We start from the raw sequence: 11,318 nt of genomic DNA, 5'->3' as shown, positions 1-11,318 counted from the left end.
TATTCGTCGCGCCGGTTTAACCTGCATGGCCGTATCTGCTTGGAAGGCGCATTTGTTTTTGGACTGCTGTCTGTGTTGGTCGTTCAGTTCCTTCACCCGTTTGTCCGAGAAATGACGGCTTTGATCCCTGCACCAATCCGATACGGACTTGCCGGGACGATAGCAGCCGCCATGCTCTGTGATTTGTGGGTAACGGTACGGGCTATGGCGGATTTCCAAAAAAAGCTGGACGCCGCCGCACAGAAGATTGCCGAGAAGAAAACAATCGCCTTGGAAAAGCTACAGGAAAGCGAAAGGATACAGTCGCTTCATACCCATTATGAGGATCTGGCAAGCAAAATCAGCCGTCAGCAACATCGGATTCTGCTTGCTTTTCCAAAATATCGACCACATCGCCACGGGGAACTGCTCTCCGAACTTCGTAATACACTGAACACAAAGAGAAAAAAGGGAGGCGTGTAATCTATAAATTGGTAAGAAATTTACCGATTCAAATAAAAGACAAAATGAAAGGAAGTTTCACAAATGGAAAATGTCTTAACTGTTTTGTTCCATGTAGAAAGCGAGGGCTATCAAGCCTACATGGAAATCAAGAAACAGCCGATCATGCCGCAATATACCGTGCTACAAGGTGCGCTTGTAAAGAAAAGCGGTAATACAATTTCCACCATAGACTCATTCACAAGCGGCGTGGACAGCAGCGACGATGCCCTTACGGGCGGTCTGATCGGCGGTCTGATTGGAATTCTCGGCGGCCCTCTCGGCATTCTTTTGGGCGGTATGACAGGCCATCTAATTGGAAGCGCCAAAGATGTTGATGATGTGGATCGGAACAACACAATGCTGGAAGCGGTGGGATCAAAGCTGGCAGACGGCGAGGTTGCGGTTCTTCTTCTTGCACAGGAGGAAACAGATCATGCATTGGACTCTCGGTTTGATAAGTTTCAAACGACAATTCTTCGGCGCGACGCCGCATTGGTGCAGGATGAGGTAGAAGAAGCCGAGCGCGTAGAAAAAGAACTTGCCGACGAAGCTCGCCGCAAGATGCACGCCGAGCGTAGCGCTGAGCGTAAGCAGAAAATGGAAGCCGAGCGTGCCAAGTTGAAAGCAAACTTTGAGGCACTTAAAACGAAATTCAAAAAATCGTAGAAATCAAAATGCACGGCACAAACGCAAACACGAAACATTGATTGATGAGGACCGCCTAAAGACCGAAATTGTAAAAGAGTCAGACGCTTGAGACGCAGAGCCGATGATTATGTGAGAAATCTCACAGATCATCGGCTCTTTTTGTCTGAAAAGCAAAAATCAGCCTTGTGGCTACTTCTTCGTTGCGGTATCCAAAAGCGCTTTGGCGGTTGCTTTGACGACTTCCAAAGAACGATCGCAGATCCTCCTCCACCTCTTTTGGCAGCTGCTTTGGTGGACGGCCTGTGTTTTTGCGTCCCCGCCGTTCGATGGCAAAGCATTCCTGGGGCCTTCTTCAAGATAGATTCGTTCCCATGACTTGATCAGGGCTCTGCTGTTTATCTCAAATCGACGACGAGTTTCGCTATAGCTGAGCCGCTCCTGCCGCATCGTCTCGATCACCAGCTTCTTAAATTCCGGTGTGTAACGTTTATTAAGTACTCCTTTTGGCATTATTAATCACCCCACTTGTTAGACATTATATCACATCGTCTAACAAATGGGGTGCAGTTCATTCGCCGGTGGCTGTGTTTTCTATAAGCGCTATCAGCGGTTCCAAGGCAAATAGATCCCACGGAAGGCAACTCAGATTGTGTCTTGGCGTTTGTTCCGGCACAATTATTGTGCCTGTCAGGTACTGGCACAGAACAGAACGGCATCACGCAGCATATCCTCCGTCAGTTTGAGTACATCAGAGATACCGGCTGGGTCGAGGCAATCATAATGGATACCTGCCGCAACTGTTGCGGGGAGAATGTGAGCATTCGACAGAGCCTCGAGCCATTGTTGACACAAGATTCCCTCCCTGTGGCCAGGGAACTCGGTAACGGTGAGCCGATTCTCCGGGGTTAGGATGCCCACCGCACCGATGTGTGGGTAGTCGCCGCCATAGAGTAGGATCTCTACGCCACCATCAAGGGTTGTAATCCGTGCGGTTATCTCGCGCTTTCGGTATGTTCTGCGAAGCTCAAGGGTTTTCATCCACACCCTCCCACTCGTACTTCTCCCTATCTAAGCCAAACTGGGAGAGGATACGAGACGCACATCTGCGAGTCATCTCCTCTACACTGACCGGGTGGTTATAGTAGGTCAGCATGGGCGGGACGATCACTGCACCGAGGTTACTGGCTTCGTATAGGTTGCGCAGGTGCACCGTGGACAATGGCGACTCACGGGCGACGAGCACTAGCTTTCTCCGTTCCTTCAGACACACGTCGGCGGCCCGAAGGAGCAGGTTATCTGAGTAGCCGGAGACGATACCGGCCACACTTTTCATACTGCATGGCACGATGACCATACCCATGGTATGAAAGCTTCCGGAGGCGATTGAGGAACCGATGGAGGCATTATCGTGGCAGATAGAAGCGAGTGATTTGAGCTGTTCGAGCTCCAACCCTGTTTCCTGCATGAGCGTCAGCTCCCCGCCTCTCGTTACTATAAGGTGCGTTTCGATTTCCGGGAAATAGTCGTGGAGCTGTCGCAATAATTCTACCGCCAGAGGAGCTCCAGACGCTCCGCTTATGCCAACAATGAGCCGCTTAACCATGGAGCCACCTCTCTGGGTCCAGTTCCATGAACGTGGCGCGGGCAAAGCGGTCCTTCATGTGGAACGGCACAGTGCAGTCGAAGATGGTCTTGCAAGAAATGCCCACATCGGAGATGGACGGGGAATAGTCCGGTTTGGAGCTGGGATCTAGCGGATGACACCGTACACCCGGAATGGTGATGATGTCCTGGTCTCCCTGGAAACGGGTATTCATAGCCCATAGGACATCGTCGGTGTCGAAAATATCCACATCCTCGTCCACCAAAATTACATGCTTGAGCTCCGGGAAAGCGGAGAAAGCGAGTAACGCCGCCTGCCGCTGCTTGCCCTCGTCGGTGTGGACCGTCTTGCGGCACTGGAGGACGACCATGTATTTTCCGCCGCCGGCACGGTGACTGTAACAATTTAACACCTTCCCCGGCAGGGCCTTGTCCAGCATAGTGAGGATACTGGCCTCTGTTGGGATGCCCGCCATATTGACGTGCTCCTCGCTGGGGCCGATGCAGGTCTGCATGATGGGGTCCTTCCGATGGGTGACAGCTTTGACCTTCAAAAGCCAGCACTCGTGGCTGGCGGGGCCGTTATAGCCGGGAAACTCCGGCATGGCGAAGCCTGTGTGGGAGTTCTGATCCTCCACCACATGATTACTGCCGGGTAATATCTCTCCCTCAATGACGTACTCCGCATTGGCAATAGCGTGTTCGTTGATAGAAACGCATTTCGTCAATTCCACAGGCCGTTTGCGCAACGCCCCGGCGATGGACAGCTCGTTGAAACCCAGAGGCGTTGTGGGCGGCTCAAAGCACGAAAGCACCTCAACAGCCGGGTCCACGCCGATGGAGATGGAGATCGGCAGGGGCTGGTTCAGCTCCGTCGCCCGCTCCGCCATAGCTCCGATGTGCCTGGAGCCGGGCTGGAGGAAAATGGACAGTTCATCTTTTGACTGGATGCACATTCTGTGTATGGTCACGTCACTGCGCCCGGTGTCCGGGTGGGTGGCATAGCACATGCCAAGGGTTATGTAGGGGCCGGCATCCAACGGGGTGTTGGTGGGAGCGGGGATCAAGCGATTTAAGTCAAAATCCGGATCTGTGGCTAGGTGGACAATTTCCCGCGCCGGGGCGGGACCGTCCACGATGATGGGCTCAATGGGTTGTTCGGCACAGGACTTCACAAGCCAGCCCAACTCCTCCTTTTTACACCCGAAGAGATTCGCCACGCGCTCACGGCTTGCCAGCACCCCAATGGCAACGGATGCGCCAGGGTGGCCTTTTATGTTATGGAACAGCATGGCGGGCCCGTTCACATGCGTTGGCCGTCTAACGGTGCCGCCTGCTCCGACATAGCGGTAAACCCCTGATAGCTCCGCCGTCGGGTCAACCTTCACATTCGTCTCCACAAGCTGTCCCGGCGTGTTCCGCAGGACGGAAAGGGCCGTGCGCAGGTCGAGGATCTCGGTGCGGTAATCCATATTAACACCTCATTTCAAAATTTGACGAATCTCCGACAGGACTGTCAAATTACAGCCCCGCCCCGGCAAAGGACGCGTCGCCCACACAGGCGATCCTGAAACCGCCGGCATGTCCCACTTGAGCACCGACTATGGAGTTCTCGATGACAATGCCTTTTTCAGGAGACAGCTTAAGAAATTCCTATGCTTTCAAAAAATACGTTCCTTATTGTAGATGACGTTTCCAACGCCGCCGTCACGGCGAACATCCCGTTCGATCTCCGCTTTGGCGAGAAATCCGGCGGAGTCCTTAAATCCGAAAGGTACGTCATCCGTTTTCCCGATGATGATATCCCGACAGACCTCAATAACGCCGTCGATGAGCCGGATGTCGCCATCTCCTGGACCGTGAGAGAGCCAGACCTTGTCGTATTTGCCCTCCACCAGCGGCTTTAGAGCCAGCAGGTTCTTTTCGTACTCCGCGATGGTGGTGGAATAGGGTTCGTGCATGAAGGTGAGATAGTTACAGGCGTCGCCTAAAAGCAATGCCCGTTCCTCCCGGATGAGCATGACCACAGATCCTTTTGTATGACCGGGGCAGTCGTAGATGTCAATGTGCAATCCGCCAAGGTCAAAGCTGTCGCCGCCGCGCATGTCCTTTATTCTCTCCAAAGGCAAGGCGGGGATAAAGTCTGACTCCTCGATGGAATCCTTTTGGGGGCAGAGGAAGAAGCCATCCCTGCGGAACTGCTCCCGGGCATGTTGGATGTAGATGTAGTCGTCAACATGGTTCATATAGACGTTTTCAAATTCACCCGCACCCATGGCATGATCCACATGGCCGTGGGTGAGAAGTACCGTGACTGGTTTATCCGTTAAGCTCTCCACCACCTGTCGCAGATGGCCGATACCTGAGCCGGTGTCGATGAGCGCCGAGCGGTCGCGGCCCTCCACAAGGTACATGAGTTCTAATCCGGGGGCCCGTATGCGGGTGGTCATAGGGGATATTTTTGCGTATTCAAAGGTCACCATATCAGCTACCTCAAAGTTTTGTATCGGGAAGTCCACAGAAGGCATCCACAGGGCTGGAGCCGGTAAAAGTGCTTTTTCCCATCAGCTTGTCTATGGAAAGCTCGATGGTGTCCCGTGTGGCGGTGTAGGCGTTTATGTATGTCTGCACTCTCGGCACGTCCTGGAGGCAGTAGGGGTTTGCCAGAGAGACGAATATGCTTGTCTCATCATGGACAAACCTGGGCATATCCAAGGCGTGCTTGGGGCACCAGTTTATCCGTACCACTGTCTGGTTACTTGCCTGCTCGTAGTTGGCAAGATACAGCGTCAGACGGTTTTGCGGAAGCTCTGCTGTGCCGTGGAGGTTGTCAGTAAAGGGGTCGTAGCGCTCCACGGTAAAGCCCTGCTTTATGAGGTACGACCTGGTGATTTCCCCTATGGAGCCATCTAGGATGTTGTCTTTCCCAAGAGTGATGAGGCGAATATTGGGATAGCGTTCCGGCGTCATAGGGAGGGCGCTGGGATAAGTGGACTTGACTAGGGTGATTGCTTTATCCGCACAGGCCCGGTGCAGGGCGGGGCCGTCTACCGGCTCTATGTGATGCTTTTCAAAGCATACCTTCGCTTTCAACGCTAGAATGCGCGCTACGGCCTCGTCCAAACGCTCATGGGTCAGTCTCCCGTCTGCCAGGGCTTTGAGAATATATCCGTAGTCCTCCACAAGGTCGGTGGTGAACACCAGCATATCGCATCCGGCCATGACGGAGGCGGGGATGGCCTCGCACCGGCGCTGTGGCTGGGTGTAGCCGCCCATGATGGTAGCGTCGGTGGTGATAAGACCATTGAAGCCAAGTCTCTCTCGCAGAACGCCGGTGAGAAGCGTGCGGCTCAGACTGCCGGGGAGCAGGGCTTCCTCCGTGGATAGTCCGGGGCATATATCCCTGGCAACATTGGGCTGTGCTATGTGGCCCACCATGACGCTCATAAGGCCCGCTGCGATGAGGTTTTTATAGACCTCTCCGTAGGTGGAGTACCACTTCTCGGCAGGGAGGGAGTTGACGGTAGGGTGCAGGTGATGATCCCGGTAGTCCACGCCGTCCCCGGGGAAGTGCTTTGCGCAGGCGGCAATTCCACGGGACTGAACAGCCCGGACATAAGCAGCCGTCATGGCCTTTACCCGTTTCAAATCCGAGCCGAATGTTCGGACGTTGGTGATGGGGTTTAAGTAGTTGAGGTCCAGGTCGCTGACAGGGGAGAAGGTCCAGTTGATACCTGCCATGGTGCCTTCACTGGCGCAGAGGGCGCCAAAGGTCTCTGCCCAGGCGGGGTCGTCCGTAGCGGCGGTGAGCATGGGCCAACCGAAGAGAGTCCCGTCGGAGGCCCCGCCGGAGCCGCCCTCCTCCAAATTGGCCGCATGGAGCAGGGGAATCTTTGAAACGCTGTCAAGGATCTCGAAGTCTGCCTGTATTTCGGATGCTGGACGCACAGGGCGGTAGAGCACACCGCCCACAAGGCCACGCTCCGTCATGCGCTTCAAATCCTCAATGGGATAGTCCCCGCCCATGACGCAAAAGAGCTGTCCGGCCTTTTCCTCATCTGTCATCGCCGCCAGCGTGTCCGTTACCCATTGACACTGGGCGTCTGTCAGTTCAAAGGGGGTGGCGCTCAAATCGAGAGCGCTCATGCCAGTACCCCGTCAAGCCATGTGAGGACAGCGTTCAGATTCTCCTGGGTATAGAAAGCATCGTCCTCGTGGTCCGCACCGGGGATTAACCCGAACTCCACGTTCTCCTCGCCGATTTTTTCCGCCAGACGCTTGGCGAAGTTCTCCGACTGCGTACACGGTACCCGTTGATCCGCGTCGCCTGCCTGGACCCAGGCGCACATATTCTCAGGGATTCCGTCGGCGTATGTCTCCCAATATGTCGCGTAGGTGGCATCGGCGTCGGCGCTTATATCCTGCCCTAAAAACTTCGACTCGAAGGAATCGGCGGCAGCTTCGGGCTTTCCGGCCTCCTCATACAGGGTATAGAACTCAACGGGGGCGTAGAAGGACACCAGAGCGCGGACCTCGCTGGAGACGCCGGCATTGTCTGTGACATCGCCATCAAGGGAAGTCACGCCCGGAGTCAGTGCGGTCATAAGGCTCAGGTATGCCCCGGCGGACTCGCCCCAAATAACGATCTTATTTTCATCAAATCCATATTTCTCCGCGTTGGCGCGGACAAACCGCACGGCAGCCTTCACATCTGAGAGCGCAGCGGGGAAAACGGCCTCGGAGCTCTTGCGGTAATCAACGCTGACCACAGCGTAGCCGTGGGCGACAGCGGCTTCGATTACGGGCTTAATAATATCCATACCCTGATCACCGAACATAAACCCACCGCCGTGGACAAGAACAATCACCGGTGCCTTGTCTGTGCCCTCGGGGGTATAGATGTCACACACCTGCGCAGAGGAATTGGAGGCGTAAGCCACCGTCTCGGCTTTGGTATCCTGGCCGCCGCCCTCGTTTCCCCCGGGAAGACCGGGAAGGCCGCCCAGATCCGGCGTGGCGTTGGGATCATAATTCACAGGTACGCATTTATCGCCGTCAAGCGTCCATTTACAGGACTTGTCGCTCTCAAAAAATGTTGCGACGGGTGCGGCACCTTCAAAGGGGCCGGTGATGACCACGCCATCCTCCACCGTGTAGGTTCCTTCGTAGGTGTTCGTTCCCATAAAGGGATTCTCCTCCGTGATGGTATAGGTGCCATCGTCCCGGAGTTCCAGTTTCCAGGGGACGGTAAACTGTCCCCCCATTGCCGCCTCTTCAAAGGTGTATGTACCGGCTACGGAAGTGATCTCAGTATTGCTGCTGGGGTCCTCACTGTCCGTCGTTCCTCCACTTGGATTCTTACTGTCGGAGGTTTCCTCATTGACGCCGCCTGTTCCAGGATTTTCAGTCGTCCCGGTACTGCCGCAGGCTGCGAGGGTCAGAATAAGGGCCAACGTCAGAAGTATGCTAATCAAACTATTTTTCATGGTAGTTCCTCCTTAGATTTCATTGAGCAGCGCGGCAATCTCCCGGGCTGCGGCCTCGGACTGGGGCAGGATGCCCAGAGCGTCGAAGAAGCCGTGACAAACGCCACAATACCTGAGCATCCGCACGGGCACGCCGGCCTTTTGGAGTTTTTTCGCGTAATATTCCCCCTCTAAGCGCAGACCATCGTACTCGGCTTGAATAAAGAGCGTCCTGGGGAGCCTCACGCAGCCGTCGAAGGCGGGGCTTATATAGGGCGTTTCAAGGGGGTATCTGCCCTGAACATAGGCGTCCGCATCGCCGCGGTTGGCCTCATCGGAGCCGATGCGGAGCATACCTATTTTGAAGGGCTCGTCCTCCGGAGCAATGTCGTAGACGCTCAAATCCCGCTTATAGCCGGGGAGCGTGTGGTTTGAAAAGGTGAGCTTGGCGTAAATGAGAACCTGAGCGGCGGCAATGCCGGTCTTGTTGTTTCTGTCCATCAAAACCGCCGAGGCCACCATGTTGCCGCCCGCGGAATCTCCGGCCAGCACGATCTTTCCGGGGTCCATGCCGAACTCGCCGGCGTGGTCTCGCAGATATTTTGCCACCTCATAGACCTGGGTGCAGGGAACGGGGTAGGGGTGCTCCGGGGAAAGGGAGTAGTCCACGTTCCACACAACGGCGTCCGCCACGTCCGCGATGTACCGGCAGGGATTTTCCACGGTGAAGGGTGTGCCGCCGATAAATGCGCCGCCGTGGACGTAGATGAGGGCGGGACGAGCCTTCCTGCCATGGCGGGGGTAGTAGCCCCACACGGGAACCCGGCCTGCGCTGGTCTCCACCTCAATGTACCTCGTCCAGATCTCCTGGCGGCACAGGTTGTAATTAAAACCGCCCATGCTCTCCCGGACCTCTTCGAGGGTTGGCGGCGTCGGTGGAAGCCCAGACATTCTCTCCTGCATCTCCCGCTCCATTTTTCGGGCGCGGGGATCTAGTCCTCTGCCTTCCTCCGGAAGGGGTTTTATCTCTATTTTTAGTCCGTCCTGCTCCAGAACTTCCGATGTCTCCATGAGCTTTTCGGTGAGCGATGCGTCATATTCCATTGTCAAACGCTCCTTATACGGGCTTCGGCGGCGGGCTTTATGCCGCGCCGCCGACAGCTTGTCATTTCATATGCTTTTTTATGAAGCTAAAGACTAGGTCAAGATTTTCATCGGTGGTGAACATCTTGTCTTCATGGTCTGCGCCTTCCAGGGGCGTGAAGGTCACATCACACCCCTTCGCCTCCAACGCTTTTACAAATTCCACACTCTGGGCAAACGGAACCAGATGGTCCATGGTGCCGTGTTGGACCAGCATGGGAGCAGTGTCAGGTCCAGCGTAGGTGGCGGGGTTTGCCGCGTCCACAAGCTCCTTCGGCGCTTTGTCAATGGGGACGCCTATGTACTGAGATTCCGGCATATCTGCGGCGTTTTCATGGATCTCACTGATGCCGTTGGCTTTGGCCTGTTCGTTCATGGTTCCGAAGGACATGGGGCCGAACTGGGGGACGGCGACCCTGACAAAGGGCGTCTCGGTGTAGGCGTCTGTGGCCTTTTCACCCATAAACGCGCCGTTTGGTACGTTCATGCCCATCATAGCCGCCAGGTTCCCACCGGCGGAGCCGCCAATGACACCGATGCGGTTTTTATCCACCTTGTATTCCCTAGCGTGGGCCTTTATGTACCTTATGGCCTCCCGGCAATCGTTGACAGCCGCGGGGAATTTGGCCTCGCCGGACACCCGGTACTCGATGGACGCCACGGCAAAGCCGCGCTTCAAGCCCTTGAGATAGGCGTCCATGTGGTCATCCCGCTTGTCCCCGAAGGCGAAACCGCCGCCGTGAATGTGGATGACCAGCGGGAAGGGACCATCGCCCTCGTCGGGGAGGTAGAGGTCGAACCGTTGGGCGGGGCTGTCCTTCGCATAGGTCACGTCCAAAAACTTACGCTTTACCCAGCTTATGTCCGCCATGGGCGGAACAAAGCCGTGTGGGGGACCGCCGGGACCGCCGACAGGGGGCTTTCCGCCCAGAGGCGGGATGCCGAAGGGTCGTTCGCCCTTCGGGGGCATACCGGGTACGGCGCCCAGAGCGGGCATCTGCATTCTCTCCATACTTCACCTCACGCCTTCTGCGCCGGCGCTTCCTTGCGGATTCGCACCATGGGACGGGGCCGGTTCTTCAAAGCGTCAAAGGCGATGGCGGCAATGAGGATGATGCCCTTGACGGTGTATTGGGCGTAGGTGCCCCAGTGAGCGAGCTGCATGCCGTTGGCGATGATCTGCATCACGAAGATGCCGGCGACCATACCCACCACATTGCCCTTGCCGCCCTTCATGCTGATACCGCCGATGATGGCCGCGGTGAGGCAGGTGATCTCGGTGCCCGGTCCGGTGGTAGCGGAGGTCTGGTTCTGCTGGGCCAGCATATCCAGCGTGGCGATGGCGAAGATGGCGCCCGTTATGGCAAAGCAGAGGGTCTGGACGAGGTCGGACTTGATGCCCGAGAGCCGTGCGCACTCCTTGTTGCCGCCGATGGCCAACACGTCACGGCCAAAGTGGGTCTTGTTGAGTACGAGCCAGGTGAGCAGGACCACTATAATGGCCAGATATACGTCCAGTGGGAGGCCCAGGAACTTTACCAGATAGAGAGCTCGGAAGCCGCTGGGCATCCCTGAATAGGACTTGGAGGAGGTCATGGTGTAGGCGATTCCCTTAAAGACTTCGCTTGTGGCGATCGTGACCACCAGGGGGAAGAGCTTGAGCTTGGCGGAAATGACACCGTTTATGGAGCCCATCAGAAAGCCGATGGCTATGCAGATGGGCCAGACGATGAAGAAGGGCAGGTCCGTTTCCAGCATGATGATGGCTGCCACGCATCCGGAGACAGCCATCTGGTTGCCTACGGACAGGTCAATGCCGCCGGAGATCATCACGAAGCAGATGCCCATGCCTGCAATGATGATATAGGTGGATTGGGTGATGAGATTGTAGATGTTCCTCTGAACTATAGTCAATAAAGTGGACAAGCGAAATTCTGGAAGAAAAAGGCTTCAGCCTGGTTTGGGGGCAGGCCATGG

General features: G+C 55.8%; 11 protein-coding genes and 1 pseudogene. 2 read left to right on the top strand and 10 right to left on the bottom strand.

Annotated features, from left to right (window positions below; genetic code table 11):
- Both Q0Z69_RS15675 and Q0Z69_RS15670 read left to right on the top strand, forming a co-directional pair.
- Positions 1-462: pseudogene (locus Q0Z69_RS15675) on the top strand (hypothetical protein); the annotation flags it as partial.
- A gap of 63 nt (positions 463-525) precedes the next feature.
- Complete coding sequence (locus tag Q0Z69_RS15670; protein ID WP_298035340.1) at positions 526-1,149, top strand: DUF1269 domain-containing protein; 624 nt, start codon at positions 526-528, stop codon at positions 1,147-1,149.
- A gap of 171 nt (positions 1,150-1,320) precedes the next feature.
- On the opposite strand, the gene Q0Z69_RS15665 is transcribed toward Q0Z69_RS15670, so the two are convergent.
- From Q0Z69_RS15665 to Q0Z69_RS15620, 10 genes are all read right to left on the bottom strand, one after another.
- Positions 1,321-1,641, bottom strand: a complete 321-nt coding sequence (locus Q0Z69_RS15665) for a transposase (protein WP_298035339.1) — start codon at positions 1,639-1,641, stop codon at positions 1,321-1,323.
- Positions 1,642-1,818: 177 nt separating this feature from the next.
- A complete protein-coding gene (locus Q0Z69_RS15660) occupies positions 1,819-2,169 on the bottom strand; it encodes a hypothetical protein (RefSeq protein WP_298035338.1) in 351 nt (116 codons plus the stop codon).
- Entirely contained in the window at positions 2,156-2,734 is a 579-nt protein-coding gene (locus Q0Z69_RS15655) for a UbiX family flavin prenyltransferase (RefSeq protein ID WP_298035337.1), read from the bottom strand. The genes Q0Z69_RS15660 and Q0Z69_RS15655 overlap by 14 nt, the downstream gene beginning before the upstream one ends.
- Entirely contained in the window at positions 2,727-4,205 is a 1,479-nt protein-coding gene (locus tag Q0Z69_RS15650; RefSeq protein ID WP_298035336.1) for a UbiD family decarboxylase, read from the bottom strand. The genes Q0Z69_RS15655 and Q0Z69_RS15650 overlap by 8 nt, the downstream gene beginning before the upstream one ends.
- A gap of 189 nt (positions 4,206-4,394) precedes the next feature.
- Positions 4,395-5,216 carry an MBL fold metallo-hydrolase gene (locus Q0Z69_RS15645; RefSeq protein WP_298035335.1) on the bottom strand — a complete coding sequence of 274 codons (822 nt, stop codon included), beginning with the start codon at positions 5,214-5,216 and terminating at the stop codon, positions 4,395-4,397.
- Between the two features lie 10 nt (positions 5,217-5,226).
- Positions 5,227-6,879, bottom strand: coding sequence for a glycoside hydrolase family 3 protein (locus tag Q0Z69_RS15640; RefSeq protein ID WP_298035334.1), 1,653 nt, complete (start codon positions 6,877-6,879; stop codon positions 5,227-5,229).
- Positions 6,876-8,219 (bottom strand): alpha/beta hydrolase, encoded by a 1,344-nt coding sequence (locus Q0Z69_RS15635; protein WP_298035333.1) that lies wholly within the window; start codon positions 8,217-8,219, stop codon positions 6,876-6,878. Before Q0Z69_RS15635 ends, Q0Z69_RS15640 begins: the two co-directional genes overlap by 4 nt.
- Before the next feature lie 12 nt (positions 8,220-8,231).
- Positions 8,232-9,302, bottom strand: coding sequence for an alpha/beta hydrolase (locus tag Q0Z69_RS15630; protein ID WP_298035332.1), 1,071 nt, complete (start codon positions 9,300-9,302; stop codon positions 8,232-8,234).
- A 61-nt stretch (positions 9,303-9,363) separates the two neighbouring features.
- Positions 9,364-10,353, bottom strand: a complete 990-nt coding sequence (locus Q0Z69_RS15625; protein WP_298035331.1) for an alpha/beta hydrolase — start codon at positions 10,351-10,353, stop codon at positions 9,364-9,366.
- 8 nt (positions 10,354-10,361) lie between these two features.
- On the bottom strand, positions 10,362-11,267 hold the full coding sequence (locus Q0Z69_RS15620) for an ABC transporter permease (protein WP_298035330.1): 906 nt from the start codon (positions 11,265-11,267) through the stop codon (positions 10,362-10,364).
- Positions 11,268-11,318 lie beyond the last annotated feature (51 nt).

Origin of the sequence: uncultured Dysosmobacter sp., assembly GCF_947631165.1 — a bacterium.
In the GTDB taxonomy this organism is placed as follows: Bacteria; Bacillota; Clostridia; order Oscillospirales; family Oscillospiraceae; genus Oscillibacter.
The sequence above is the reverse complement of the archived record's forward strand: the minus strand, read 5'-3'. Positions and strand labels throughout refer to the sequence as shown.